General features: G+C 67.7%; 29 protein-coding genes and 1 pseudogene. 13 read left to right on the top strand and 17 right to left on the bottom strand.

What is annotated here, in order from left to right; genetic code table 11:
- The first annotated feature begins 7 nt into the window (after positions 1-7).
- Positions 8-223 carry a hypervirulence associated TUDOR domain-containing protein gene (locus J4E04_RS13030; RefSeq protein ID WP_222627182.1) on the top strand — a complete coding sequence of 72 codons (216 nt, stop codon included), beginning with the start codon at positions 8-10 and terminating at the stop codon, positions 221-223.
- 5 nt (positions 224-228) lie between these two features.
- Here the strand turns inward: J4E04_RS13030 and J4E04_RS13035 are convergent, their stop codons facing one another.
- From J4E04_RS13035 to J4E04_RS13045, 3 genes are all read right to left on the bottom strand, one after another.
- Positions 229-1197, bottom strand: a complete 969-nt coding sequence (locus J4E04_RS13035) for a GGDEF domain-containing protein (protein ID WP_490148749.1) — start codon at positions 1195-1197, stop codon at positions 229-231.
- Positions 1198-1243: 46 nt separating this feature from the next.
- A complete protein-coding gene (locus tag J4E04_RS13040; protein ID WP_490148750.1) occupies positions 1244-2431 on the bottom strand; it encodes an aminotransferase-like domain-containing protein in 1188 nt (395 codons plus the stop codon).
- 175 nt (positions 2432-2606) lie between these two features.
- Complete coding sequence (locus J4E04_RS13045; protein ID WP_027503701.1) at positions 2607-4010, bottom strand: NAD(P)H-quinone dehydrogenase; 1404 nt, start codon at positions 4008-4010, stop codon at positions 2607-2609.
- 161 nt (positions 4011-4171) lie between these two features.
- Here J4E04_RS13045 and J4E04_RS13050 point away from each other — a divergent pair, with 161 nt between their 5' ends.
- Positions 4172-4639 carry a gamma-glutamylcyclotransferase family protein gene (locus tag J4E04_RS13050; RefSeq protein WP_027503702.1) on the top strand — a complete coding sequence of 156 codons (468 nt, stop codon included), beginning with the start codon at positions 4172-4174 and terminating at the stop codon, positions 4637-4639.
- Between the two features lie 37 nt (positions 4640-4676).
- Here J4E04_RS13050 and J4E04_RS13055 read toward each other — a convergent pair whose 3' ends face one another.
- The 3 genes from J4E04_RS13055 to J4E04_RS13065 are packed head-to-tail and all read right to left on the bottom strand — an operon-like array spanning position 4677 to position 7727.
- The gene (locus tag J4E04_RS13055; protein WP_490148751.1) at positions 4677-5843 is read right to left on the bottom strand and encodes a M20 family metallopeptidase; all 1167 of its coding nucleotides are present in this window, start codon (positions 5841-5843) and stop codon (positions 4677-4679) included.
- Positions 5840-7012, bottom strand: a complete 1173-nt coding sequence (locus tag J4E04_RS13060; protein ID WP_222627186.1) for a M20 family metallopeptidase — start codon at positions 7010-7012, stop codon at positions 5840-5842. The genes J4E04_RS13055 and J4E04_RS13060 overlap by 4 nt, the downstream gene beginning before the upstream one ends.
- Positions 7013-7025: 13 nt before the next feature.
- The gene (locus tag J4E04_RS13065; protein WP_222627188.1) at positions 7026-7727 is read right to left on the bottom strand and encodes an enoyl-CoA hydratase/isomerase family protein; all 702 of its coding nucleotides are present in this window, start codon (positions 7725-7727) and stop codon (positions 7026-7028) included.
- A gap of 89 nt (positions 7728-7816) precedes the next feature.
- Between J4E04_RS13065 and J4E04_RS13070 the strand changes: the two genes are divergently transcribed.
- From J4E04_RS13070 to J4E04_RS13080, 3 genes are read left to right on the top strand one after another with little or no spacing between them, the layout of a single operon-like run.
- Entirely contained in the window at positions 7817-7969 is a 153-nt protein-coding gene (locus tag J4E04_RS13070) for a hypothetical protein (RefSeq protein WP_490148752.1), read from the top strand.
- A gap of 16 nt (positions 7970-7985) precedes the next feature.
- Positions 7986-8873, top strand: a complete 888-nt coding sequence (locus tag J4E04_RS13075; protein ID WP_373428392.1) for a purine-nucleoside phosphorylase — start codon at positions 7986-7988, stop codon at positions 8871-8873.
- Positions 8870-10474, top strand: a complete 1605-nt coding sequence (locus J4E04_RS13080) for a phospho-sugar mutase (protein ID WP_490148753.1) — start codon at positions 8870-8872, stop codon at positions 10472-10474. Before J4E04_RS13075 ends, J4E04_RS13080 begins: the two co-directional genes overlap by 4 nt.
- Here J4E04_RS13080 and upp read toward each other — a convergent pair.
- Complete coding sequence (gene upp, locus J4E04_RS13085; protein ID WP_490150551.1) at positions 10471-11094, bottom strand: uracil phosphoribosyltransferase; 624 nt, start codon at positions 11092-11094, stop codon at positions 10471-10473. The two genes, J4E04_RS13080 and upp, sit on opposite strands and share 4 nt — an antisense overlap.
- Positions 11095-11242: 148 nt before the next feature.
- Between upp and J4E04_RS13090 the strand changes: the two genes are divergently transcribed.
- Genes J4E04_RS13090 through J4E04_RS13105 form a run of 4 tightly spaced genes read left to right on the top strand, consistent with a single transcriptional unit; the run spans position 11243 to position 14358 of the window.
- Positions 11243-11566: a hypothetical protein gene (locus tag J4E04_RS13090; RefSeq protein WP_490148754.1), complete on the top strand. Its 324-nt coding sequence runs from the start codon at positions 11243-11245 to the stop codon at positions 11564-11566.
- Complete coding sequence (locus J4E04_RS13095; protein ID WP_490148755.1) at positions 11563-12558, top strand: C40 family peptidase; 996 nt, start codon at positions 11563-11565, stop codon at positions 12556-12558. Before J4E04_RS13090 ends, J4E04_RS13095 begins: the two co-directional genes overlap by 4 nt.
- Entirely contained in the window at positions 12555-13070 is a 516-nt protein-coding gene (locus tag J4E04_RS13100) for a hypothetical protein (RefSeq protein WP_222647906.1), read from the top strand. The genes J4E04_RS13095 and J4E04_RS13100 overlap by 4 nt, the downstream gene beginning before the upstream one ends.
- 10 nt (positions 13071-13080) lie before the next feature.
- A complete protein-coding gene (locus J4E04_RS13105) occupies positions 13081-14358 on the top strand; it encodes a primosomal protein (RefSeq protein ID WP_490148756.1) in 1278 nt (425 codons plus the stop codon).
- A gap of 15 nt (positions 14359-14373) precedes the next feature.
- Here J4E04_RS13105 and J4E04_RS13110 read toward each other — a convergent pair whose 3' ends face one another.
- The 10 genes and pseudogenes from J4E04_RS13110 to J4E04_RS13155 form a co-directional block, all read right to left on the bottom strand.
- On the bottom strand, positions 14374-14715 hold the full coding sequence (locus J4E04_RS13110; protein WP_490148757.1) for a DUF2200 domain-containing protein: 342 nt from the start codon (positions 14713-14715) through the stop codon (positions 14374-14376).
- Between the two features lie 246 nt (positions 14716-14961).
- Entirely contained in the window at positions 14962-15150 is a 189-nt protein-coding gene (locus J4E04_RS13115) for a helix-turn-helix domain-containing protein (protein ID WP_490148758.1), read from the bottom strand.
- A gap of 312 nt (positions 15151-15462) precedes the next feature.
- Positions 15463-16563: a helix-turn-helix domain-containing protein gene (locus J4E04_RS13120; RefSeq protein ID WP_490148759.1), complete on the bottom strand. Its 1101-nt coding sequence runs from the start codon at positions 16561-16563 to the stop codon at positions 15463-15465.
- A complete protein-coding gene (locus J4E04_RS13125) occupies positions 16560-17234 on the bottom strand; it encodes a hypothetical protein (protein WP_490148760.1) in 675 nt (224 codons plus the stop codon). Before J4E04_RS13125 ends, J4E04_RS13120 begins: the two co-directional genes overlap by 4 nt.
- Before the next feature lie 239 nt (positions 17235-17473).
- A pseudogene (locus J4E04_RS13130) lies at positions 17474-17871 on the bottom strand (tyrosine-type recombinase/integrase); the annotation flags it as partial.
- Between the two features lie 122 nt (positions 17872-17993).
- The gene (locus J4E04_RS13135; protein ID WP_037184105.1) at positions 17994-19064 is read right to left on the bottom strand and encodes an adenosine deaminase; all 1071 of its coding nucleotides are present in this window, start codon (positions 19062-19064) and stop codon (positions 17994-17996) included.
- Positions 19065-19172: 108 nt separating this feature from the next.
- On the bottom strand, positions 19173-19949 hold the full coding sequence (locus J4E04_RS13140) for an amino acid ABC transporter ATP-binding protein (protein ID WP_056447689.1): 777 nt from the start codon (positions 19947-19949) through the stop codon (positions 19173-19175).
- On the bottom strand, positions 19946-21403 hold the full coding sequence (locus J4E04_RS13145) for an ABC transporter permease subunit (RefSeq protein WP_222628573.1): 1458 nt from the start codon (positions 21401-21403) through the stop codon (positions 19946-19948). The genes J4E04_RS13140 and J4E04_RS13145 overlap by 4 nt, the downstream gene beginning before the upstream one ends.
- Positions 21404-21446: 43 nt before the next feature.
- The gene (locus J4E04_RS13150) at positions 21447-22730 is read right to left on the bottom strand and encodes a thymidine phosphorylase (protein ID WP_490148761.1); all 1284 of its coding nucleotides are present in this window, start codon (positions 22728-22730) and stop codon (positions 21447-21449) included.
- Entirely contained in the window at positions 22723-23157 is a 435-nt protein-coding gene (locus tag J4E04_RS13155; RefSeq protein WP_490148762.1) for a cytidine deaminase, read from the bottom strand. The genes J4E04_RS13150 and J4E04_RS13155 overlap by 8 nt, the downstream gene beginning before the upstream one ends.
- A gap of 252 nt (positions 23158-23409) precedes the next feature.
- Here J4E04_RS13155 and sdhC point away from each other — a divergent pair, with 252 nt between their 5' ends.
- Genes sdhC through J4E04_RS13175 form a run of 4 tightly spaced genes read left to right on the top strand, consistent with a single transcriptional unit; the run spans position 23410 to position 26828 of the window.
- The gene (gene sdhC / locus J4E04_RS13160) at positions 23410-23817 is read left to right on the top strand and encodes a succinate dehydrogenase, cytochrome b556 subunit (protein ID WP_081821085.1); all 408 of its coding nucleotides are present in this window, start codon (positions 23410-23412) and stop codon (positions 23815-23817) included.
- A 3-nt stretch (positions 23818-23820) separates the two neighbouring features.
- The gene (locus J4E04_RS13165) at positions 23821-24282 is read left to right on the top strand and encodes a succinate dehydrogenase hydrophobic membrane anchor subunit (protein WP_027503724.1); all 462 of its coding nucleotides are present in this window, start codon (positions 23821-23823) and stop codon (positions 24280-24282) included.
- Between the two features lie 12 nt (positions 24283-24294).
- On the top strand, positions 24295-26046 hold the full coding sequence (gene sdhA, locus J4E04_RS13170) for a succinate dehydrogenase flavoprotein subunit (RefSeq protein WP_027503725.1): 1752 nt from the start codon (positions 24295-24297) through the stop codon (positions 26044-26046).
- Entirely contained in the window at positions 26046-26828 is a 783-nt protein-coding gene (locus J4E04_RS13175; RefSeq protein WP_027503726.1) for a succinate dehydrogenase iron-sulfur subunit, read from the top strand. Before sdhA ends, J4E04_RS13175 begins: the two co-directional genes overlap by 1 nt.
- Positions 26829-26888 lie beyond the last annotated feature (60 nt).

The following is a 26888-nucleotide window of genomic DNA, read 5'->3' on the forward strand; positions in this document are numbered from 1 at the left end:
ACGACACATGTCGAAGGACGAATTCACCAAGGGCGACAAGGTCGAGTGGAAGACGCACGGCACCACGACCGAAGGCGAGGTGGTCGAGAAGATCACCTCCGAGACCGAAGCCGGTGGGCGCACGGTCAAGGCGTCGAAGGACGACCCGCAGTACCGAGTGGAGAGTGACAAGTCCGGCAAGGACGCGGTGCACAAGCCCTCCGCGCTCGATCCCAAGGACTGACCCACTCACGCCTGCTCGTCGACGCCGGCTCTCCTCCGTTCCACCTGGTAGAGGTCGGTGTCGGCGCGTGCGAGAACGTCCGACGCCGGCTCGCCGGGGAACGCGGACGACGCGCACCCGACGCTGACGTGGGGGAAGGCAGCGGCGGTCGCATCGACGAAGGCACGGCTCACGGTCGGCGACGCCCCGTGTACGAGTGCCGCGAACTCGTCGCCGCCCAGTCTCGCGATCACCGTCCCCGGTGGCGCCAGATCGGACCACGAGCGGGCAAGTGAGATCAACAATCGGTCGCCCGCGGGATGACCAGATGTGTCGTTGATGGCTTTGAAGCCGTCGACGTCCAGCGCGACGACGGTGATCGACGACGTCGTCACCGCGGTGACGGCCATCTCCCATCCCGCCCGGTTCCGTACGCCGGTGAGCGGGTCCGTGTGGGACGCGTCGATGAGCGCCCTGGTCACCGATCCGAACGCCTCGGCCGCTCCGACGATCGCGACCACGAAGACCAGGTAGCTGATGGGATACAGCTGGGCGGGGGACGCGGCGGCAGCCCCGGAGACCGCCACCACGAGCACGATCACCAGGACCTGAGCGACCGTCCGGTCGTGGAAGGCGCGGATGTACATGGCCAGGAACATCACCGCGATCAGGCACATGAACTGCGATGCGGTGAGCACATGGAAGACCATGACAGCGGGCGTCGCGATCATGGCTGCGCCCACGGCGATACCGAGAGCGACGCGTCCGCGCGGCCGGACCGCCAGGACGAGCAGCGCCGCCACCCCGACGACGACGGCCACCACGCCGCCCGCCACCGGTGACGTCACCCGGTCGCCGTGCGGAAGCAGCGAGACGGTCACTCCCACTGCATACAGCGATGTCGTGACGGCCAGATACTGGCGCAGCAGGCGGGTGCGGAGTTGGGCGGTTCCGTGCCGAACACCAGGTGGCTGGACGCCGTCGACGGACCGCATGCCGACACGATGCCAGGTTCGGCGGGAGTCGGAAAACCGGAGAGGGCTACCGCGCGTCGTGCGCCGCGGCCAGGCGTCGCACGGCCTCCTGCAGCTCGGCCTCGGTCGACGTCGCGAAGCAGACGCGCAACGCGGTACCGAGTTCGTCGCCATCGGCCGGATCGAAGGCGCGACCGGGAACGTACGCGACGCCGCGGTCCAGCGCTGCCGGCAGCAGCGCCGACGTGTCCGTGCCGTCGGTGAACTGCACCCACAGGAACATCCCGCCGCGGGCCGCATCGACCTCGATCGCCGAACCGAGTTCGCTGCGTAGTGCTCCGACCAACACCTCCGCCCGTGCCGAGTAGACCGCACGCACGTCGTCCAGGTGCTGTCGCAGCCACGTCTCGTCCGCGAGCAGGTCCGCCGCGACCAGCTGCGTCAACGACGACCCGCACAGATCGGCGCTCTGCTTGATCCGCTCCACGGCGTCGCACACCGGTCGGGGCGCGGTGAGCCACCCGACGCGCAGGGACGGTGCCAGGATCTTGGACGCCGAGCCCAGACGGATCACCCGATCGGACGCGATGGGGCCCGGCGGGGGTGCGTCGAACCACACGTCGCCGTAGGGATCGTCGTCGACGACCCAGAAGCCGTACCGTTCCGCGAGGTCGACGAGGGCGCGGCGACGCCCGACCGACAGCACTCCCCCGCGAGGATTGTGGAAGTTGCTGACGGTGTGCACGGCGCGAGGGCGCACTCCTGACTCGAGCAGTCGCTCGAGGGCATCGGTGTCGGTGCCGTCCGCATCGACCGGGACCGACTCGATACGGGCACCGACGGCCTGGAACGCTTGCAGCGCACCGGGATACACCGGTCGATCGACCACGACCACGTCGCCGGGATCGACCAGCACGGACGCGAGCAGGCTGAGCGCCTGCTGGGAGCCGTGCGTCACCACCACCGAGGTGGACGGCACCTCGTCCCGGACGAGCGCCGACTCCCGCGCCGCGATGACGTCTCGGAGCCGCCGCACCCCCGTGGTCTCCGCGTACTGCAGGGCCGCGGTGTCGCCGCTCAGAATTCGATGCGTGACCTCGCGAATGACGCTGTGCGGCATGACGTCCGACGAGGGCAGACCCCCCGCGAGGGACAGAATGTCAGGCCGCGCGGTCAGCGTGAGCAGGTCACGAATCGCCGATCCGGTGATCGCCGAGGCGCGGACGGACAGAGGTGGCAGAACAGAGGACGACATGGATTCTCCGAGCATCGTGGGACACGAGGCGTCGCGGCGCGCTCACCGGGGTGGGCTCGGAGTCGGTCGTGACGAGAACGGTGCCGCGGATGGGGCACCGTTCTCGTAGCGTAGCGCGGTGACTCACACAGTGGAACCACTGTCTCACAGTGTGGGATACAGTCGAGCGAGGGTGTCAGTCCAGATCGTCGTGGCGCATGAGCTGACGCGCCGCCTCGGTGATCGATCCGGTGAGAGACGGGTAGACCGAGAAGGTGGCGGCGAGATCGTTCACCGTCAGGTTGTTCTGCACAGCGATGGCGATGGGGAGAATCAGCTCGGACGCGGTGGGAGCGACGACCACTCCGCCGATGACCACACCCGTCGCGGGACGGCAGAAGATCTTGACGAAGCCGCGACGCAGGCCGGACATCTTGGCGCGGGGGTTCGTGTTCAGCGGCAGCATGACCGTGCGCGCTGGGACGTCCCCGTTGTCGATGGCGGACTGGCCGACACCCACCGTGGCGATCTCGGGTCGCGTGAACACGGCGGAGGCGACCGTCTTGAGCTTGATGGGGCTGACGCCCTCGCCCAGCGCGTGGTACATCGCGATGCGGCCCTGCATGGCGGCGACGGAGGCCAGTGGCAGCAGGCCCGTGCAGTCGCCCGCCGCGTAGATGCCGGGCACGCGGGTACGCGAGACCCGGTCCACGCGAAGGTAACCGCCGCGGTCGAGCTCGATGCCGACGCTCTCGAGGCCGAGGTTCTGCGTGTTCGGGACGGAGCCGACCGTCATCAGCGCATGCGAACCCTCGACGGTCTTGCCGTCGGACATCGTCACGACTATGCCGTCGGCGGTGCGGGTCACCGAGTCCGCGCGTGCGTTCTTGATCAACGTGACACCACGCTCGGACAGGACGTCCTCGAGCACGAGTGCCGCGTCGGCGTCCTCACCGGGAAGGACGCGGTCGCGACTGGACACGACGGTGACCTTGACGCCCATCTCGGTGTACGCGGAGACGAACTCGGCTCCGGTCACGCCGGACCCGACCACGATGAGGTGGGTGGGCAGGGAGTCGAGGTCGTAGAGCTGACGCCAGGTCAGAATGCGCTCACCGTCGGGCTCGGCACCGGGCAGGATGCGCGGGCTCGCACCGGTCGCGATGAGCACGACCTCGGCGTCGATCTCCTGCGTCGACCCGTCCGCCAGGGTGGCCTCCACCTGGTGGGCGGCCAGGCCGGGCTGCGTGTCCACCACCTTCGCCGTTCCGGACAGCACGGTCACGCCGACCGTCTGCAGACGGGCGCGGATATCGGAGGATTGAGCCTGCGCAAGGGATTTCACGCGGTTGTGGATCTGCGGCAGGTCGATGGTGGCCGAGGTCGGGTCGAGCTCGATACCGAGGTCGGACGCGCGACGCATGTCGGTGCGGATGCCGGTCGAGGCGATGAAGGTCTTGGACGGAACACAGTCCCAGAGGACGCAGGCGCCGCCCACTCCGTCGGAGTCGATGAGCGTCACCGTCCCGCCGTGCTGGGAGGCGACCAGAGCGGCCTCGTATCCGGCCGGTCCGCCTCCGATGATCACGATGCGGGTCATTCGTCCTCCGTTGCGGGTTTTCGGGAGAGTCCTGGCGAGTGAGGGTTGCTCACAGCATCAAACCTATTCCACGGGGTGCCGCGGCTGCACGTCAGGCCGAGCCCATATCGGTGGGCACCTCGATCCGCGCGAATCGGGTACGACGGTTTAGGCTGACCGCCGTGCCGATCTATGCCGCTTACGGCTCCAACATGCACCCCGAGCAGATGCTCGAGCGGTGCCCCCACTCCCCTGCGGCCGGAACCGGGTGGTTGCCGGGGTGGCGTCTGACCTTCGGCGGCGGCGACATCGGCTGGGAGGGCGCGCTCGCGACCGTCGTGGAGGACCCCGACTCGAAGGTGTTCGTCGTGCTCTACGACGTCTCACCGGAGGACGAGGAGAGCCTCGACCGGTGGGAGGGTTCCGAGCTCGGCATCCACCGCAAGATCCGCCTCCGCGTCGAGACGGACGACGAACCCGTCCTGGCGTGGCTCTACGTGCTCGACGCCTACGAGGGTGGGCTGCCCTCGGCGCGCTATCTCGGCGTCATGGCCGAGGCCGCGGAGATCGCCGGCGCCCCGGCCGACTACGTGCGCGACCTGCGCACCCGCAACAGCCGCAACGTCGGCCCCGGGACCTCGTCGCTCTGATCCTCGGGCAGCTCTGATTCTCGGGCAGCTCTGATTCTCAGGCGACGGGGTCGTCTCCCAGTCCCAGCGCCAGTGCCGTCATCGTGCGGACACCGACGGCCAGCGCACGCTCGTCCAGGTCGAACGTCGGCTGATGGATGTCGAGCTGGGGTCCGACGCCCGACCACACGCCGAGACGCGCCATCGCGCCCGGCACGTGCTCCAGGTACCACGAGAAATCCTCGCCGCCGCCGGACTGTGCGGTGTCGGCCAGGGCATCCGGGCCCAGCGAGCGGATGGCCGCCTCGAAGCGCCGGGTGGCGTGTTCGTCGTTGACCACCGGCGGCACGCCGCGGCGGTAGTGCACCTCGTACTTCACACCGGTGGGCGCGAGCACGCCGGCGACGATCTCCTGCACCAGCGGCTCGAGCAGTGCCCACGTCTCGTGGTCGCCCGTCCGGACCGTGCCCGTGAGCATCCCCTTCTGCGGGATGGCGTTCGGGGCCTGACCTGCGACGACTGCGCCCCACACCATGACGGTGCTGGTGCGCGGGTCGACGCGGCGGCTCAGCAGTCCCGGCAGACCGGTGATGGCCGTGCCCAGCGCGTACACCAGGTCGGACGTCAGGTGCGGACGGGAGGTGTGTCCGCCGGCCGAGTCCAACCGCAGTTCCACGGTGTCCGCCGCGGAGGTGATCGCGCCCACGCGGATGCCGACGCGTCCGACCTCGAGACGGGGATCGCAGTGCAGCGCGTAGATCTGCGACACGCTCTCCAGCGCGCCCGCGGCCACCATGTCGAGAGCGCCCCCGGGCATGACTTCCTCGGCGGGCTGGAAGATCAGCCGGACGCCGTGCGGCAGCGAGTCGAGTGAGGCCAGCGCCAACCCGGTCGCCAGCAGAACCGTCGTGTGGGCGTCGTGTCCGCACGCATGGGACACACCCGGGACCGTCGACGAGTACTCGGCGCCGGTGAACTCCGTCAGGGGCAGCGCGTCCATGTCGGCCCGCAGAGCGACGCGCGGACCGGCGGGGCCGATGTCGCAGATGACGCCGCTGCCACTGGGAAGCACCACCGGGGACAGACCCGCGGCGGTGAGGGTCTCGGCGACGAACTTGGTCGTCTCGAATTCCTGCCTGGCCAGCTCGGGATGCATGTGGATCCGTCGACGCCACGTCACGAGATCCGCCCCGTGTGCTGCGATCCAGGCGTCGGCCGGATTCATCGTCGTACCGTCCTCTCGTGTGTGCCCTCGACGAGTCGAGAGCGTTGCTGTGGGTCGGTGGCCGCCGCGACGGCCACCCGAGCGAGGGCGCGGGCCCCGTCGACGACGGCGCGGTCGGCCGACTCGGTGATGCACGCCGTGGTGAAACCTGGCTGGTGAGTGACCGCGCCGCCGGAATCGAGACCGATCACCGGATGAATGCCCGGGATCCGCGCGGTGACGTTGCCCATGTCCGTGCTGCCGAACGGGCGCGAGGTCTCGAACTCCTCGGGAACCAGTGCGCGACCGAGAGTGCTTGCGACACGACGGTATTCGGCCACCAGCCAAGGATCGGGAGTGAGTTCGGTGTAGGTCGGGGACACGGTGACGATCTCGTGGGTGCACCCGGTGGCCACCGCTCCGGCCTCGAAGCATCCCCGCGCGCGGCGATCGAGATCGGCGAGTGCCTCCGCAGTGTCCGCGCGCAGGTAGTAAAACATCTCCGCCGATCCGGGGACGATGTTCGGGGCGGTGCCGGCGTGACCGACGATGCCGTGGATCTGCTGACCCGGGCGCAGATGCTGGCGCAACAGGCCGACACCGACCTGCGCGACGGTGACGGCGTCGCCCGCGTTGATGCCCCACTCGGGCGCCGCGGAGGCGTGCGCTTCACGCCCTGCGTATCGAACGGCGATGTCCGACAACGCGAGTGAGCGCGCGGCGGCGATGTCGAACGGACCGGGATGCACCATCATCGCCAGCGAGACGTCGTCGAACACCCCGGCGTCGAGCATGAGAACCTTGCCGCCGCCGGACTCCTCGGCCGGGGTGCCGAGCACCCGGACGGTCAGCCCCAGCTCGTCGGCGACCGACGCGAGTGCCAGCCCCGCACCGACCGCCGACGCCGCGATGATGTTGTGTCCACAGGCGTGGCCGATCTCCGGCAGTGCGTCGTACTCGGCGCACACGGCGACCACCAGCTCGCCCGAACCGTAGGTCGCGTCGAACGCCGTCGGCAGGCCCGCGACGCCCCGCCGCACCTCGAATCCGCCACCTGCGAGCAGATCGGCCGTCGCCGCCGACGCGAAGTGCTCCTCGAAGGCCAGCTCCGGACGCGCGTGCACGGCGTGCGACAGGGCGACGAGATCGCCGGTCGCGGCGTCGAGAACGGAATCGAGGGTCGAGGACACGGGACTCAGTGTGTCACTGCCCCAGTGAGAAGGTGCTCTCCGCCGTGGGGACGGACAGCGCGGCGAGGGTGCGCACGTGGATGCTGTCCTTGATGGACGTGAGGTTGGCGCCGCGGGTGGACACCCGTTCGGCCGCCTGCGCCACCGCGGTGGACAGCAGCTCGTCCTCGCCGGCGACGGCCTGCACGATGCCGAACTCGAGGGCGTCCGCGCCGCCGTAGCGACGGCCGGTGGTCATCGCGTCGATCATCGTCCGACTCGGCAGGCGCTCGGCCAGCAGCGTCGACATGCCCTCGGTGAACGGCATGCCGAGGTTCACCTCGGGAAGGCAGAAGAAGCCCCGGTCCGCGCGCATGACGGACGTGTCGTGGCACAGGGCGAGCATCGCGCCGGCGCCGAAGGCATGGCCCTGTACGGCGGCGACCGTGGCCATCGGGAAGCGCAGCAGCCGGGTGTAGACGGTGTGCACCAGGTCGAGGTACTCCGGAATGGAGTCCGCGTGGCTGAACAGGTAGTCGGTGTCCAGGCCGTTCGAGTAGAACTTGCCGCCGCCGACGGTCACCAACGCGGCCGGACCCTCCGACGCCTCGGCCTCGTCGAGGAGCGTGTGCACCTGCTCGATCCACTCCGGGTGGAAGCGGTTCTCCGGGTTGACGCCGTCGGCGTGGGCGAGGCTGAGGACGAAGACGTCTCCGTGGCGATCGAGTGAAGGCATGGACGGATGGTACTCGTCGGTAACCAGACCCCGATCGACGCCGGCGACGCTCGGTTGCGCGGGACCGATTTCCGGAGGACCGTGCAGTCATGGCTCTCGCGGCGATCCTCCAGCTCGGTGTGATAGCGCTGCTCGCGGCCCTCTCCGCGATGTTGTTGTTCGTCGGCGCGTTCGGATCGGGCGCCGTGATCGCCTCGGCCGCGTCTGTGTGGTTCTGGCGTCTCTACCGAGCCCACACCTGACACTCCGCCGTCTCGCCTGCCGCAGCGAACACCCGCCCGCGGCGATAGGGTCGGACGTGTGAGCACTCCCCCCGTACCGGCCGACTCGGAGAACGCACTCGTCGATCCCGAGACCGATCCCACCGGAGCCGCGGAGGCGGCCGCCGCCGCCCTGGCCCGGATCACCGGCATCGCCGAGCATCCCGTGGCAGTGGTCCTCGGATCCGGGTGGCAGAAGGCCGCGGAGCAGTTCGGCACACCCCAGCACATCGTTCCCATGTCCTCGCTGCCCGGCTTCGCCGCACCCAAGGCGCTGGGCCACTCCAATGCGATGTGGTCCGTGGACGTCGAGGGCACACAGGTCCTGATCCTGCTCGGGCGCACCCATGCGTACGAGGGACATCATCTCGGCCGCGTGGTCCATCCCGTCCGCACGGCGGCCGCCGCCGGCGCTCGCACCATCGTCCTGACCAACGCGGCGGGCGGCATCCGTGAGGGCATGGCTGTAGGCGATCCCGTGCTGATCTCCGACCACCTCAACCTGACGGCGCGGTCACCGCTGATCGGCGCCCAGTTCGTCGATCTGGTCGACGCGTACTCGGCCGACCTGCGCGAGGTGGCCCGAGGAATCGACCCGAGCCTGACCGACGGCGTCTACGCCGGACTGCCCGGCCCGCACTACGAGACGCCCGCCGAGATCCGCATGCTCCGCACGCTGGGCGCCGACCTCGTCGGCATGTCCACGGTGCACGAGACCATCGCGGCTCGGGGTGCGGATGCCCGTGTCCTCGGTATCTCGCTGGTGACCAACCTCGCGGCCGGGATGACCGGAGAGCATCTGGACGGCGACGAGGTGATCGCCGCCGGCGCCGCCTCGGCCGAGCGGATGGGAACTCTGCTGCGACGGCTGGTCCCGCAACTGTGACAGAACTCGACGCCGTCGTCCGGCAGTGGATCGAGGACGATCCGGACCCCGCGACGCAGGCGGAACTGCGCGATCTCGACGCGAGTGATCTGGCCTCGCGGTTCGCCGGTGCGCTCACGTTCGGCACCGCGGGTCTGCGCGGACCCGTGCAGGCCGGGCCCGGCGGCATGAATGTCGCCGTCGTCACGAGGGCCACACACGGTGTGGCGCAGTATCTCTCGCGTCATCACGCGACCGGCTCCGAGGTGGTGGTGGGCCGGGACGCCCGGCACGGCTCCGCGGAGTTCGCCGTCGCCGCGGCCGAGGTCCTGGCCGCGGCGGGCTTCCGCGTCACCCTGCTCCCGGACCCGGCGCCGACCCCGGTGCTCGCGTTCGCCACGAGGTCACGCGGCGCCGTCGCCGGCATTCAGATCACCGCTTCGCACAATCCCGCGGCAGACAACGGCTACAAGGTCTACCTCGACGGCGGCGCCCAGTTGGTGTCGCCCGCCGACCGGGAGATCGAGGAGTTCATCCGGCAGGCGCCGGGTGCGTCCTCGATCGCACGCACCGCCGTCACGCCCACCGCGGACCCCGTGATCGAGCAGTACCTCGACCGGGTGGCACAGCGCGTTCCCGAGCGGCCGTCGCACTCCACCCTCCGTGTGGCACTCACTCCGATGCACGGGGTCGGCGGGCCCGTGGCCGTGGAGGCGTTGCGCCGCAGCGGTGTCACCGACGTCCACATCGTGACGTCGCAGTTCGACGCCGACCCGGACTTTCCCACCGTGACCTTTCCCAACCCCGAGGAGCCGGGCGCGGCGGACCAGGTGCTGGCGCTCGCCGCCGAGGTCGACGCGGCACTGGCCATCGCTCTGGACCCGGACGCGGACCGGTGCGCGATCGGCGTGCGCGGACCGAACGGTGTCCGCATGCTCACCGGCGACGAGACGGGAGCGGTGATCGCAGACCACATCCTGCGGTCGGCGCCGCCGGGATCACTCGTGGCCAGCACCATCGTGTCGTCGAGCCTGCTCTCGGCGCTCGCGCCGGCCCGCGGTGCCCGCTACCGGCGCACGCTCACCGGCTTCAAGTGGCTCGTGCGCGCCGGCGACGGCCTGGTGTACGCCTACGAGGAGGCGATCGGACACTGCGTCGACCCGGACGCGGTGCGAGACAAGGACGGCATCTCGGCTGCCGTGCTGCTCGCACACATCGCGGCCGACCTGGCCGAGGAGGGACGCACGATCCTCGACGTCCTCGACGATCTCGACCGCGAGTTCGGAGCGCGCGTGGGCACCCAGGTGTCGCGGCGCGTCACCGACCTCTCGGAGATCGGCGACATGATGACGCGCCTGCGTTCCGCCCCACCGACGACGTTGGCGGGTGCGACGGTGACCGTACGCGACCTGAACACCCCCGACGCCGAACTCCGCACCGATGCAGTGGAACTGACCAGCGAACGGTTCCGCGTCATCGTTCGGCCGTCGGGAACCGAACCGAAGCTGAAGGCCTACCTCGAAGTGGTCGAGCCGGTGGCGACGGCGGAGGATCTGGCTCCGGCCAGGACTCGCGCGGCCGACACGCTCGAGTCCCTGGCCGACTTCGCCCGCTCGCTCTAGCGAGGACCGAACTGGCGGTCCCCGGCGTCACCGAGGCCCGGCACGATGTACGCGTTCTCGTTCAGCCCCTCGTCGATGCTCGCGGCGACGAGGCGCACGGGCAGTCCCGACGACGCGAGTGCCTGCACTCCCTCGGGGGCGGCCACGACGCAGATGCACGTGACGTCGTCCGCGCCGCGCTGCACCAGCAGCTCGATGGTGTGGACCATCGACCCGCCCGTGGCGAGCATCGGGTCGAGGACGTACACCGGGTAACCGGCCAGGTCGTCGGGCAGCGATTCTATGTACGGCACCGGCTGATGTGTCTTCTCGTCGCGCGCGATGCCGACGAAGCCCATCCGCGACTGCGGGATCAGCGAGCTGGCCTTCTCCACCATGCCCAGGCCCGCGCGCAACACCGGCACCAGCAGCGGCGGCGACTTCAGGCGCGTCCCGGTGGTCACCGCGACCGGCGTCGTGACGTCGAACTCGACCACGGGCGCGTCGCGCAGCGCCTCGTAGACCAGCATCTGGGTCAGCTGGCGCAGTGCGGATCGGAACGCGGGGTTGTCCGTCGACTGGTCGCGCATCTGGGTCAGCAGCGCGGACGCGAGGGGGTGGTCGAGTACGCGGGTGTCCATGTCGGGCGTGGTGTTCACCGGGATCACCCTAGTCGGCGATCGGCGCCCACTCCCGGTCGAACGGATCCGCGTGATCGGGGAACCGCGAGCCGCTCCGCACCGTCTGACTTCGAGACGGTGCGAGCACGCGAGTGAACGGTGGACTGCAGTGGCCGAGAGCGGTACGACATTCGACGTCCGAGTGGACGGTCTGCACGACGGTGCCGGCCGTCTGACCGACGCCGCATTCCTCGTGCGGGACGCGTCCACGGCGGCGCGGGCGGCAACGGGCTCCGCGGCAACGCTCGGCCTCGTCGGAGCCGACTTCGGAGTCGCGTTCGCCGGTGCCGCGGCGCGCTACGCCGACGGCCTCGGCGCGCTGTCCGACCTGTTCGAGCACCTCGGGTCGTCCGTGCAGTCCGCAGCGCGGTCCTACGGCGAGGGCGACACCGCGCTGTCCGACGTGCTCGTCGGCACCGGTGCACCGCGATGATCGATCTGCTGGCCGCGCCCCTCGAGACTCTGATCCGCTCTCTCGGCACCGGCTGTCCGTCCCCCGACACCGATTCCCTCGACTCGGGCATCGCGTCACTGTCCGACGCCTCGCGACAGGTGACCGACGGAGTCACCGCTCTCTCGGACGCGTGGTCCGGACCCGCGTCCGAGGCCGCTCTCGACCTCACCGTGCGCGGCGCCGCCGCGGCCGGGTCGATGATCGAGCACGCCGGCGCGCTGCAGTCACTCGCCGCCGAGGCGCAGGGGAGCGTCGCGCGTGGGGTCGCCGAGCTGCAGACCATCATGGCCGCTTTCCTCACGGGCGCAGCGGCACTCGCGCCCGCGGCCCTCACTCCCCCGGGACAGACCGCACTCATCGCCCACGCGACGCACCACCTCGACAATGCTCTCGCCGTCCACGCTCGGGTGCGAGCAGAGCTCGATGTCCTGGCCGCCCGCGTCGGCGCACTCGTCGTGCCGGAGGTTCCCGCGCTTCCGTCTCTGCCCGCGTCGCCGGACGCGGCTCTCCGCGGGCTGTTCGCGCCGACGGCTCCGGAGCAGCCGGCCGATCCGGCGTCGCCCGGCGCCGACGGGACCGGCACGCTCGTGACGCTTCCCGACGGCAGCACCGCCATGGCGCCCAACGAGCGCGCGGCCGGAGCCGTCCGCTTCGCGCTCGCCCAGCAGGGCACGCCGTACGTGTGGGGCGGCACCACCCCCGGCCAGGGCCTGGACTGCAGCGGACTCACACAGAGCGCGTACGGCACCGCCGGAGTGGACCTGCCGCGGCTCGCGGCCGACCAGGCGGTGGGCAGCCCGGTGAGCGCCGAGGACCTGATGCCGGGCGACCTCGCCGTGTGGGACGGTCACGTCGCGATGGTGGTGGGGAACGGTCAGATGGTGGAGGCGGGCGACCCGGTCAGCGTCAGTGCCGTCCGGACGTCGAACGTCGGCATGAGCTTCCACGGCTTCTACCGGCCGACCGCATGACCGGCGGACACGCCACCTCGCGCGCCGGACGCATCGTGGTGCTGCCGTCCGGCGAGATCGTGGACCTGGAGCTCGAACGTAGGGAGCTCGCCTTCGGGGGTTCCGCGGTGGCTGCCGCGGTGCGGATGCTGCACGGGCTCGCGCATCCGGTGGCGCCGGTGCCCACGGCGGGCCCTGCCGACGACGAGCTCGTCGAGATCGACTCGTCCGGTTCGGCACGACGCGTGTCCGCCCTGCTGCACCGGACTCTCGACGACCTGGCCCGCGTGCGCGGTCGCAACGACAGGGACGACGCGCTCGTCCGGGCCGAGGTGGACGCGCACGGACGTCTGGTCGGCCTCACCGTCGAGGACGACGTCCGAGAGATGCGCTGTCATCGGGTCGAGGCGGCGATCGTCCACGCGGTGAACACAGCCGTTCTGGCCGTCGTTCTCGAGCGTGCCGACATCCACGCCGCCCTGCGTCTGGGGCTGGACACGGCGTCCAGTGAGGACGCCCGGCGGCTGGGATAGGCTCGCGGCCATGGCTGGAGACATCGTCCCGATCGAACTCGGTGTGACTGCCGGCGACCTCGTCACCCTGTGGGCGCCCGAGTGGCGTGAGGACGGCGAGGAGTGGGAGGCCTTCCTCGGTCGCGAGGACGATCTCTACGCGTTCCCGTCGGTGGCCGAGATGGCGGCGTTCATCCGCACCGACACCGACAACGACCTCGTCGACCATCCGCAGTGGCGCACCGTCGTCGCGCTCTCCGCAGCGCACATCGAGCCGGACGACGACCACGTCTACGACCTCGTGGGCGTTCCGGAGCTCGCCGCGGGGGATCCGGACGAGGACTCCATCATCGAGCTGGCCCGCTCCCTCGAGATGGCACGCACCCTCGGCGAGGTCTGCGAACTGGATGCCGTCACTCGCTTCTTCTCTGCCAATGCGCTTCTCGGAGTGCTGTCCCGCGGTGCCGACGCCTTCGTCGGGCGTGAGGGCTCGCAGCTGTGGAACCGTATCGGTGCCGTCGTGGCGAAGGGGTGGGACGCCGTCCTCGACGCCATCGACACCGTCCTGACCACTCCCGACGTCGATGCCGAGGCGACTGCCGTGGCCGATGCGGAGATCACGGCCGCAGCCGAGAACATCGTGGACGCAGAGGATCTGGACGACGAGGACATCGACACGGACGACGACACCTCCTCGGACGACTCCGACGTAGTCGTGGTCCCCGTCGACACCGATGACGAGGACGAGGACGAGGACGAGACCTTCTGGGGCTCGGTGGGTATCGATCCGGTGCGCATCATCACCTCCGAGGACACCTACTACACACTGCGCTGCTACCTCGACGACGAGCCGCTGTTCCTGGGACGTTCGGGCGCGATCTTCGTGTTCGGCAGCGAGCGCGCGCTCGCCCGCTACCTGGCCGACGATCACGACCACGACCTCACGACGGTCAGCACGTACGACGACGTGCGCACCGCGGCCGTCGACGGTTCTCTCGACGTGCAGGTGACCGACGAGAACGTGTACGTGCTGCCCGGGCTCGCCGACGACCTGGCCCGCGGACCGGAATCCGTCGACGCCGATCAGCTCGATCTCGCCGTCGAACTGTTCACCGACGCAGCCGACTACGCCAAGGACGCGTCCGTCGAGGAGGCACTGGCGTCGGCCACTCCCCTCGGCTGGCTCATCTCCTACATCCTCGAGCCGGTGGACGGACGCATGGCTCCGAGCGCCCCGTTCGACGCGGAGGCGGAGTCGTGGCGCGCCCTCGAGCGCGACTTCGAGACCCGGTTGCGTCCGACCACCTGACGGTCGGCGCGCGGATCAGGCGCGGAGGATCGTCGCCATCGGTCGCCCCTTGGCAAGCTCGTCGACGAGCTTGTCGAGGCGACGGATGTTCTGCATCAGTGGATCCTCCACCGACTCCACCCGCACCCCACACACCGACCCGGTGATGAGCGGCGCGTTCGGATTCAGCTGCGCGGCCTCGAAGAATTCGAGGAACGTCGTGTCCGCCGAGAGGTGCTGCGCCAACTCGGCGTCGTCGAAGCCCGTGAGCCAGCGGACGACCTCGTCGAGCTCGTCCTTCGTCCGACCCTTGCGCTCCACCTTGGTGACGTAGTGCGGATACACGGACGAGACGGGGGTGGTGAAGATGCGGTGCACGAGTGGGAGTGTAAGCGTGGGGTCGCTTCAACAGTGTTAACGCACCGTCCGCCTTGCGGATCGTCGACCCCGCTGACCGAGCAACCGCTCGACCGGCTCGATGCGGAGTCGATGCCGTCGTCATCCTGGCCAAGTTTCGGATTCAGTACTATCCAGAGAGACCATTCTCGGTACAGACTGGGGCTAGTTCCGACTTGATGACGGAAGTACCTGCGCAGATTGGTAGCGGTCCCCATCCCGCTCCTGTCAGCCACGACCTAGACGCTCGCCGGTCTCGAGCAGTCGCTGCGCCATAAGGCTGCGATGCCGTTGTAGCCACTGATGCGGGGTCGGCCCAGTGGAGCCGGCGAAGTGCCGCACGAAACTGCGCGGGCCCATGTCGGCTCGGCGGGCGAGACTAGTGGTAGTTATTGGCTCGCCGAGGTGTTCGAGCATCCCGTCGTCGTGGTCGCCAGTGGGTCGGCATACCCGGCCGCAGGCATCGGGGCCTCGATGAACTGGACTTCCCCGCCGTGGCGGTGCGGCTGCGCGACCAGCGAGCGTGCGAGTCGACCGGCGATCTCTGAGCCTTCGTCGATGTACAACACGGAGGGGTCGGCAGGATGGCGTAGTCGTCTTAATCCCGGTGCACGGTAATTACGCCAATCTAGATAGTCCGACGCGCAGAAGACCACCTCGACTATCAAAGGGATTATATTAGCGGGTTAGGCGTGAGACAGACCACCGACTCATCCAAAACATTCATCGTTATCGCACGACGCGCAAAGGGGCCCGCTTCGACCCTTGACCCGCGACGCCTCCGCCTGCCTGTGACGTTACCGCGAGACCGAACAAATACGCAGCTAGTTCGTCCGATGGAAGCCCAAACTGCGCGGCGATCTTTGTCGTCGTCAAGTCGTCGTCGCGTAGAGAGGTCATAGCTTTCTGCAAAATTTGCGATGATTCTTGGACGAGCTTTGAGCCGGGTTCCGAACGCCGAAAGCCTCTCTTGCTGAGATCGACGCAGACGGATCGATAACCCCACTCTGTCAAGAGTCCGAGTGCATTCAGTCGATGGGCAAGCGCCATCGCAGCCACATTCCACTTACCCTTAGCGCGAATGATTTGATCAACATTAGCCCCAAATAGGCCCGATGCAAGAATGCTGTCACGTGGCATTAAAAAGGCGCTTGCGAATCGGTTAGCCTCGGTTTCAGCCTCTTTTCCATGAGGGCGTTCCGATTCACCATGCATGACTAGGTGTCCAAGTTCATGGGCGGTATCGAACCGCAGTCGTTCCGCAGTCTTACTGGTGTCGAGGAAGATAAACGGAGTTCCATGATCATAAAAGCTGAACGCGTCAACGCTCCGGTAGTCAGGCGCAACGCTTAGCACCCGCACCCCATGCAACTCACATAATGGAAGCAGATGACGGATCATGCCGGTTCCGAGGTCCCATCGAGCACGAACACTCTCGGCGGCGACCTCAGGATCCCATCCTGTAAGCGTTGGAACATCATTTGATGGAAGATGGAATCTCCCCTCAAGCCACCGTACAAACTCAACGCCAAGTCGACCCGCCGCCGTCGCGCCATCACGCTCGGCCGCGGTCATTTTGCTTAGCGCGCGGAAACTGACTGCACCTTCCGGTAAAGAGTCAATTTCGGGAGAATAGAAAAAAGAAGGCAACACACGCAAGGCATCAGCAAGCTTTTGGACGCTCTGCTTGGGCGGGGCTACCGCGCCGGACTCCCACCGCTGGACAGTTTTCGGGGCCACGTCAACTAGCGCAGCCAGCTTCGTTCGAGGAATTCCGCGACGCCGTCTTGCGAATTCGAGCCGAGCGGGAACAAATTCCGTATTCGTCATCTGGGATGGACGGGCACGTCAACGAGACTACCATTATCTTCCTCACCGGATTCATCGTCCAGAGGTAGATCGCCCGACAGATAGGGCGGGACAATGATTCGCTCATCCCAACCGCGGGGGAAGCCGCTCTTGTCGAAAGTTTTTGGAGCACTGAGCTCGATGCGGACTTCGCCGTCAACCCGGAAGTAAAGTAAGTACCATAGTGCCCACTCACTTGCTGAGACCCGCCCGACTGCCTTCCAGTTGGATTCGACCGGGTCGACGGCTTCAAATCCCGCCGGGCCTGCGAGGTCTGCTTTTGAATGCGCCGCTGGACCCTTCGGCCAAGCAGTAGTGAGGTCGTTCTTTCCGTACTCAAGGCCCGTGTGTTCGTTACCCGAGGCGGGAACGATCGCCAATCGCTTTCCTCGATGGACCGTGCGCGAAACCCCGTCAGTTTGCTCGATCTGCCAGCCGGACTTCGAAAGCAGAACGCTACGAAGCGCTGCGACGCAAGTATCGTTCATGTGACGGCCCTGCGTCCCACGAGGAGCCAGCGGGCTCACGTCGCGAGCAGCTGCGAGCCCAGCGTGGATCACGCGTTCGTGAATCTCCGAGACCGTGAGGTCGAACGGCTGCAGCTGGTCGTCGGGGCCGCTCCCCGACAGGGGATGCGATAAGACCTCAGTCATCGATCAACCTTCTTCCCGTAGTCCACTTACGGTACCACAAAAGAGGATCCGAAAGTGGACACGGCTGACCTTGTCGCCTACTGCTTTCGCAGTGCTTGCTGGGTTGGCGGTTGGCCTACCGAAATCGCGTTGTGACCGACGCCTGGCAGTCGGCTTGTGCTGACTCGGAGATCACCTAGCCCCAAGCGGGGCAGTGAACTCGAACCGGTACGAGCGTCCTGGCTAACGGAGTGCGGCTTTTATAGTCCGATTTCGGTGACGGCGTTGCCGATCAGCGGGGCATGCTCGCGTGCGTAGCGTTCGAGCATGGCCGGTGCGGTGTGCCCGGTCTGCCGCATGATGGCGTGTGCATCTGCACCGTTGCGGAACGCCTGGGTGACGAACCCGGAGCGAAGTGAGTGGCCGCCCAACTGGCTGACGAATGCGTCGTCGTAACCGGCGCGTTCGCCGCGGCGTCGAATGACCTTGTGGATCGCGGCCCCGGACAAGGGTGTAGTGCCGAGGTTGCCGTTCTTGGCAACGGCCCGAAACAGCGGCGCCCGCGCGATGTGCGAGGCACTCCCCTGTGACACACGTGGTCGTCGAACAGCTCGCGACCACGAAGCAGTCGAATGACCGAGGGGCGCCCCTCGTCGGACACGGCCGCAAGCCGAAACTGTGCTGAACTGACTTTTCAGCAGTCATGGTGCGTTTAGTGAAATTATCGACGCCCATCCCCCCAACCGACGGCGTGGAGACCCCCTTCCGCCCAATGAGCCGCTACCCCAACAACACCCGATACCCCGGCTTCACGACGTCGTCGATCAACGCCAACCTCTGATCGAACGGCAGGAACGACGACTTGAGCGCGTTGATCGTGAACCGCTCGAGGTCCGACCACCCGTAGCCGAATGCCGTGGCCAGCCGGTACATCTCCTTGCTCATCGAGGTGTCGCTCATCAACCGGTTGTCCGTGTTCACGGTGACGCGGAACCGTAAGCGGGCCAGAATGTCGAAGGGGTGCTCCTCGATGCTGGCCACGGCGCCCGTCTGGACGTTGGAGCTGGGGCACAGTTCCAGCGGAATCCGCTTGTCCCGCACATAGTTCGCGAGCTGGCCGAGTTCGCGGGCGCCGTCGGCGTTCGTGGTGATGTCGTCGACGATGCGCACACCGTGGCCCAACCGGTCCGTGCCACAGAACGCGATCGCTTCGTGGATGGAAGGCAGGCCGAACGCCTCACCGGCGTGAATGGTGAAGTGCGCGTTGTTCGCACGCATGTACTCGAACGCGTCGAGGTGCCGGCTCGGGGGGAAGCCCGCTTCCTTGCCGGCGATGTCGAAGCCCGCGACACCCTGGTCGCGGTACCGGACCGCCAGTTCGGCGATCTCGCGGGAACGCGCGGCATGCCGCATCGCGGTGAGGAGGCATCCGATGACGATGGGCCGACCGGCCGCACGGGCGGCGCTCTCGCCCTGGCGGAACCCTTCCAGGGTGTGCTCGACCACCTCGTCCAGTGTCAGCCCCTTCTCCAGGTGCTGCTCGGGCGCGTAGCGCACCTCGGCGTAGACGACACCGTCGGCGGCCAGATCCTCGGCGCACTCGCGCGCCACGCGCTGCAGTCCCTCGGCCGTCTGCATGACGGCGACGGTGTGCGCGAACGTCTCGAGATACAGCTCCAGGGAGCCGCTGTCGGCGGCGTCGCGGAACCACCGGCCGAGGCTCTCCGCGTCCGACGCGGGAAGCCCGTCGTACCCGCACTCGCTCGCCAGTTCCAGCACGGTCGACGGCCGGAGCCCGCCGTCGAGATGGTCGTGCAACAACGCCTTCGGCGCGCGGGCGATGTTCTGCATGTCCAGGGGTGCCGGACCGCTCAGTCGTGCCGCGCTGTCCGGAGCAACCGTCAGATCGTCATCCATGTCCCGACTGTAGTGTTCGCGGCCGCGCCTCGCGCCCCTCGCCTACAGCGGGTCGAGGATGCGTTTGAGGAACTGTTGCGTCCTCTCCTGCGCCGGGTGCGTCAGCACATCGGTGGGGGTGCCTCTCTCGACCACGACTCCCCCGTCGACGAACAGCACCTGGTCGGCCACCTGCTGCGCGAACCGGATCTCGTGAGTGACCACGACCATGGTCCAGCCCTCGCTCGCGAGGTTCTTCATGACCGACAGCACCTCGCCGACGAGCTCGGGATCGAGCGCCGAGGTGGGCTCGTCGAACAGCATGAGCTCGGGCGCCAGGGCGAGTGCACGGGCGATCCCGACGCGTTGCTGCTGGCCACCCGACAGCTGGAACGGGTACTGGTCCTCCTTGCCGGTGAGACCGACCTGCGCGAGCAGTTCCCTGCCCGCCGCCTCGGCCTCCGCCCGCGGGTGCTTCTGCACGATCACGGGACCCTCGACGACGTTCTGCAGCACCGTCTTGTGCGGGAACAGGTTGTGGCTCTGGAACACCATGCCGCTCTGTGCACGCAGCGCTGCCGTCGCCGACCGGACGCGGCCACGCGGAGCCGACGCCAGCTCACCGAAGTCCGCGGACACGTCGCCGATGCGCACGGTGCCGGAGTCCACCGGGTCGAGCGCGTTGAGCCCGCGCAGCAGCGTGGTCTTGCCGGAGCCCGACGGACCCACGACGACGGTGACCGTGCCGCGGTCGGCGGTGAAGTCGACTCCCTGCAGAACGTGGTTGTCGCCGAACGACTTCCGCAGTCCCGTCGCCTCGATCAAGGGCTTCTCGGTCATCGCGCCACGTACCTGTCCAGTCGGGTCTCGAGTCTGCCCTGCACGGAGGACAGGACGATGCAGATGATCCAGTAGTACACCGCGGCCACCGAGTAGAGCGCGAAGAAGTCGAAGGTGGGGGCCGCCGCGAGCTGCGCCACTCGGAGCAGCTCGGTGACCAGGATCGTGGACGCCAGCGATGTGTCCTTCACCAACGAGATCAACGTGTTGGACAACGGCGGCACCGCGGTGCGCAGCGCCTGCGGCAGGACGATGCGCTGCAGCGTGGTGCGGTACCCCATGCCGATGGTCTCGGCCGCCTCCCACTGGCCCTTGGGCACGCCGAGAATGGCCGCCCGCACGATCTCGGCCGCGTACCCACCGACGTTGATGCTGAACGCCACCACCGCCGCCGGGAACGGCGAGATGACCACCCCGAACTGCGGCAACGCGTAGAACACGATGAACAGCTGCAGCAGCAACGGCGTGCCGCGGACGATCGAGACGTAGAAGCGCGCGAGCAGCGACAGGGGTCGGATCGAGGAGATGCGGGCCAGTGCCACGGCCAGCGCGATCGCGAGACCGATGACGAAGCTGATCGCGGTGAGCGGCAACGTCGTGGTGACGGTGGCCTTCAGCATCGGCACCAGGTTGCGGGTGATCAGTTCCTGAGTCGACTCGGTGGCCCCGGCCTCGGCGGTGGGGGCGGTGGCCGCGGCGGTCTGCGGATCCGGCACCGCGACGTCGGACCCGAAGTAGCGCTCCGAGGCCGCCGCCAGCGTGCCGTCGTCCTGCAGCTCCTCCAGCGCGGTGTTCACCTGCTCCATCAGGCCGCTGTCCTTGCGGGCGGCGAAGGCCTGCAGGCTGGTGTCCCCGGTCTGGGCGGCGACGGCGACACCCGTGTCCCCGGTCTGCGCGAAGTACTCGGCGATGGCGAGCGAGTCGTTGACGGTGGCGTCGACACGGCCGTCCTTGACCAGCGTCACCGCCTGGACGAATCCCTCGACGGCCTGCACCTGAGCGCCTGCGTCGGTGGCCACCTCGGCCCAGTTGCTCGTCGACGACTGCGCCGTGGTCCGGCCGGCCAGATCCGCCAGCGAGGTGATCGACGTGTCCCCCGCCCGCGCGACGATCTCGCCGTCGGAGACGGTGTACGGCCGCGAGAGGTCGTACTTGGCCTGCCGTTCGTCGTTGACGGTCACTTGGTTTGCGATGAGGTCGAACCGGCCGGACTCGAGACCGGCGAAGATCGAGTCGAACGGCGTCTGGACGAACTCGACGCGTACGCCGAGTTTCTCCCCGACCGCGCGGACGACGTCGATGTCGTACCCCGTCAGGTCACCGTCGGACCCCTGGAAACTGAAGGGGCTGTACGTGCCCTCCGTGCCGACCACGAGCACACCGTTGTCGGTGACCGTGTCGATCAACGGCTCGTCCGAGGACGACCCGCACGCGCCCAGCAGGATCGCGAGCATCACCCCCACCAGCGTGACGAGGGACCACCGAGCGCGCGTCACGCTACGTACCGATCCGATCCAGGATCAGCGGCGAGACGGCAGGAGCGTCGTCGCCGACGGCCCATCCGTCCGTCAGCGCCTCGAGCGCACCGTCGAACCGTTCCGGGGTGTCCGTGTGCAGCGTGAACACCGAACTCCCGGCGGACACCCGCTCTCCCGGTCTGACATGCATGCGCACCCCTGCTCCTGCCTGGACCTGCTGGCCCTGCCGCTCGCGCCCGGCACCCAGCCGCCAGGCGGCGATACCCACCGCCATGGCGTCCACACGGGTGACCACGCCGTCGCGGTCGGCCACGACGTCGTGAGTATGTCGTGCCACGGGCAGCGGCGCATCGGGATCGCCGCCCTGTCCGGCGATCATCGCCCGCCATCGGTCCATGGCCGTGCCGTCGCGCAGTTTGTCGGCCGGATCGACACCGTCGAGTCCGGCGGCCGCGACCATCTCGCGCGCCAGCGCGAGAGTCAGCTCGACGACGTCCGCGGGGCCGCCGCCGGCCAGGACGTCGAGGGATTCCTGCACCTCGAGAGCGTTGCCGGCGGTGAGGCCGAGCGGGGTGGACATGTCGGTGACCACGGCGACCGTGTTGACGCCCGAATCGGTGCCGAGCTCGACCATCGTCGCGGCGAGCTCGCGCGCCTGATCCAGCGACTTCATGAACGCACCCGATCCGCACTTCACGTCCAGGACCAGTGCGCCCGTCCCCTCGGCGATCTTCTTGCTCATGATCGACGCGGCGATCATCGGGATCGACTCGACGGTGCCGGTGACGTCACGCAGGGCGTACAGCTTCTTGTCCGCCGGGGCCAGATCCGCACCCGCAGCGCAGATCACCGCGCCGACAGCGGGGTCGTCGAGGAGTCGGGTCATCTCGTCGGCCGTGAGATCGGCCCGCCAGCCCGGAATGGACTCCAGCTTGTCCAGCGTGCCGCCTGTGTAGCCGAGACCGCGTCCCGACAGCTGCGGCACCGCCGCACCGCACGCCGCGACGAGGGGTGCGATCGGGAGCGTGATCTTGTCCCCGATACCGCCCGTGGAGTGCTTGTCGACGGTGGGACGCGAGATGGACGAGAAGTCCATGCGGCTGCCCGAGGCGATCATCGCGTCGGTCCACTGACGGATCTCCACGCGTGTCATGCCGCGCAGCAGAATGGCCATCGTGAGGGCCGACATCTGCTCGTCCGCCACGTCGCCACGGGTGTACGCGTCGACCATCCACGAGATCTGGTCCGAAGAAAGGGTGTGGCCATCGCGTTTGGTGGCTATCACCGATACGGCATCAGGCATCGGTCACCGCCTTCTCAGCGGTGCTCGAGACCTGCCCGGCGGCGAGATCGTCGGGACCGAACGCCTCGGGGAGGAGGTCGCTCAGTGGACGCACACCCGACGCCGTGTCGATCAGCAGATCGCCTCCGCCGAACTCCAACAGAAGCTGCCGACAACGGCCGCACGGCAGCAGGATCGAGCCTCGACTGTCGCAGCACGAGAACGCGATCAGGCGTCCGCCGCCGCTCGCATTCAGCGCAGACACCAGTCCGCACTCGGCGCAGAGCCCAAGACCGTATGAGACATTTTCCACATTGCATCCGGCGACGATGCGTCCGTCGTCCACTGTCGCAGCGGCCCCCACGGGGTAGTTCGAATAGGGCGCGTAGGCGTGGGTCATAGCCTCACGAGCACTGTCGCGCAAGGATTTCCAGTCGACTTCCGGCATGAGGGCGATCCTGTCACGTCGAGGCTGCCACTGCAGGCAACTCCGAGCGACCCACCAGGTCATTGGACAGGCAAACCTAACTTCCGGTCGGCAGGGAAACGCCAGGCCCAACGCGAATTAGTGCGTGTCCGAGCATGGGATTAGAGTTCGAAGAAGTCGTTTCACACACACGATCGAGCTGGATTTCTCCGGTATCTCTCCGGGCGTCTTCGCTCGTCGCGTCCATCAATGATGTTGGAGGCACTGCACTCGATGGCTAGCACGACCGAAGCCGCCCCGACGCGGGAGCGCACGCGGTCTCTGTACCGCGGAGACCCTGGCATGTGGTCCTGGGTTCTGCACCGGATCACCGGTGTCGTCACGTTCTTCTTCCTGTTCGTGCACGTCCTGGACACGGCGCTCGTCCGCGTCGATCCCCAGGCGTACAACGACGTGATCGACACGTACAAGACGCCGATCGTCGGCCTGATGGAGCTCGGCCTGGTGGCCGCGGTGCTCTACCACGCACTCAACGGCATCCGAGTCATGCTCGTCGACTTCTGGTCGAAGGGAACCCAGTACCAGCGCCTCATGCTGTGGGTCATCCTCGGCATCTGGTTCGTCGTCATGATCCCGGGCGCGGCACGCATCCTCTACAACACCTTCACCGGGGGGCACTGAGCCATGGCGACCACCGACGCAGGTGCCAAGCAGGCACGCACGCTGGGAACGTCTCACGACCGTCCCGCCAGCCTCGACAATCCGCGCTCACCGCGCCGGAAGAACCGTGGCAACTTCGAGCTCTACGCATGGCTGTTCATGCGCTTCTCCGGGCTCGCGCTCGTCGTCCTCGTCCTCGGCCACATGTCCATCATGTTGCTGCTCGACGACGGTGTTCACCGCATCAACTTCGCCTTCGTGGCCGGCCGCTGGTCGAGCCCGTTCTGGCAGGTGTGGGACCTGACGATGCTCTGGTTGGCGCAGCTGCACGGCGGCAACGGTCTGCGGACCGTCATCGCCGACTACTCGCGCAAGGACTCCACGCGGTTCTGGCTCACCACGCTTCTGGTGCTCTCGATGATCCTCATCATGGGTCTGGGCACGTACGTCATCTTCACGTTCGACCCCAACATCACCGCCAGCTAGGGGAGAGTGCACATGCAGGAACATCGTTACGACGTACTGATCGTCGGTGCCGGTGGTGCAGGTATGCGCGCGGCGATCGAGGCCGGTCCGCGCGCCCGCACCGCGGTGCTCACGAAGCTCTACCCCACTCGCAGCCACACCGGCGCGGCGCAGGGCGGCATGTGTGCTGCCCTCGCCAACGTCGAGGAGGACAACTGGGAGTGGCACACCTTCGACACGATCAAGGGCGGCGACTACCTGGTCGACCAGGACGCCGCCGAGATCATGGCGAAAGAGGCCATCGACGCGGTCCTCGACCTCGAGAAGATGGGCCTGCCGTTCAACCGCACGCCCGAGGGCAAGATCGACCAGCGTCGCTTCGGCGGGCACACCCGTGACCACGGCAAGGCGCCCGTGCGCCGTGCGTGTTACGCCGCCGACCGCACCGGTCACATGATCCTCCAGACGCTGTACCAGCAGTGCGTCAAGCACGACGTGGAGTTCTTCAACGAGTTCTATGCTCTGGACATCGCGCTGACGGAGACCGACGAGGGCCCCGTGGCCACCGGCGTCATCGCCTACGAGCTGGCCACCGGCGAGCTGCACGTGTTCCACGCGAAGTCGATCGTGTTCGCCACCGGCGGTTCGGGTCGTATCTACAAGACCACCTCGAACGCCCACACCCTCACCGGTGACGGCATGAGCATCATCTTCCGCAAGGGCCTGCCGCTCGAGGACATGGAGTTCCACCAGTTCCACCCGACCGGCCTCGCCGGACTGGGCATCCTCATCTCCGAGGCCGTGCGTGGTGAGGGCGGAATCCTCCGCAACGCGGACGGTGAACGCTTCATGGAGCGCTACGCCCCCACCATCAAGGACCTCGCGCCGCGCGACATCGTCGCCCGTTCGATGGTGCTCGAGGTGCTCGAGGGTCGCGGTGCCGGACCGAACAAGGACTACGTCTACATCGACGTGACCCACCTCGGCGCCGACGTCCTCGAGGAGAAACTCCCGGACATCACGGAGTTCTCCCGTACGTACCTGGGCGTCGACCCGGTCACCGAGCTGGTGCCCGTGTACCCGACGTGCCACTACGTCATGGGCGGCATCCCCACCAAGATCCGCGGTGAGGTGCTCCGCAACAACGACGACGTCGTCCCCGGCCTCTTCGCCGCCGGCGAGTGCGCCTGCGTGTCCGTGCACGGCTCCAACCGTCTCGGCACCAACTCGCTGCTCGACATCAACGTGTTCGGCCGTCGCGCCGGCATCGCTGCCGCCGAGCACGCCAACAGCGTCGACTTCACCCCGCTGCCCGAGGCTCCGCAGAAGATGGTCGAGGAATGGCTCGAACTCATCCTCTCGGATCACGGCAACGAGAAGGTCGCGACCATCCGCACCGAGCTGCAGCAGTCGATGGACAACAACGCGTCCGTCTTCCGTACCGAGGACACCCTCAAGCAGGCCCTGAGCGACATCCAGGGACTGAAGGAGCGCTACGGCCGGATCACCGTGCAGGACAAGGGCAAGCGCTACAACAGCGACCTGCTCGAGGCCGTCGAGCTCGGCTTCCTGCTGGAGATGGCGGAGGTCACCGTCGCCGGTGCTCTCAACCGCAAGGAGACTCGCGGCGGACACGCCCGCGAGGACTACCCGGAGCGCGACGACGTCAACTTCATGCGCCACACCATGGCGTACAAGGTGGGCGAGGGTCTGCTCTCCGATATCCGCCTCGACTACAAGCCCGTGGTGCAGACCCGCTACGAGCCGATGGAGCGTAAGTACTGATGAGCGCACCCGCTATCGACAAGTCCGAAGACAAGGGCGGTCTGCCTGCGGTTCCGGACGAAGCAGTGATGGTCACACTGAAGATCGCTCGCTTCAACCCGGAGGACGACAAGGGTTCGCACTGGGACAGCTTCCAGGTCCCCACCCTGCCGACCGACCGTCTTCTCAACCTGATGCTGTACGTGAAGAACTACCTGGACGGCACGTTCTCGTTCCGCCGCTCGTGCGCGCACGGCGTGTGCGGCAGCGACGCGGTCCGTGTCAACGGTGTCAACCGTCTGGCCTGCAAGGTCCTGATGCGCGACATGCTCCCGAAGGACTCCTCGAAGTCCCTCACCATCACGATCGAGCCCATCCGCGGTCTGCCCGTGGAGAAGGACCTCATCGTGAACATGGAGCCGTTCTTCGACGCGTTCCGTGCCGTCAAGCCCTACCTGATGACGTCCGGCAACGAGCCCACGCGTGAGCGCATCCAGTCGGCTGCCGACCGCGCGCGGTTCGACGACACCACCAAGTGCATCCTGTGCGCGTGCTGCACCACCTCGTGCCCCGTGTACTGGAACGACGGCAGCTACTTCGGTCCCGCCGCCATCGTCAACGCACACCGCTTCATCTTCGACAGCCGTGACGAGGGCGCTCCCGAGCGCCTGGACATCCTCAACGACGTCGAGGGTGTGTGGCGCTGCCGCACCACCTTCAACTGCACCGACGCGTGCCCCCGTGGCATTCAGGTGACGAAGGCGATCCAGGAAGTCAAGCGCGCACTGCTCTTCGCACGCTGATGTGCGCTTCGCGCCCGTGAGTCTTTTGTGCATCCCTGGATGCGCAAAAGACTCACGGGC

The sequence above is a fragment of the Rhodococcus sp. NFXS4 genome, from assembly GCF_058139645.1.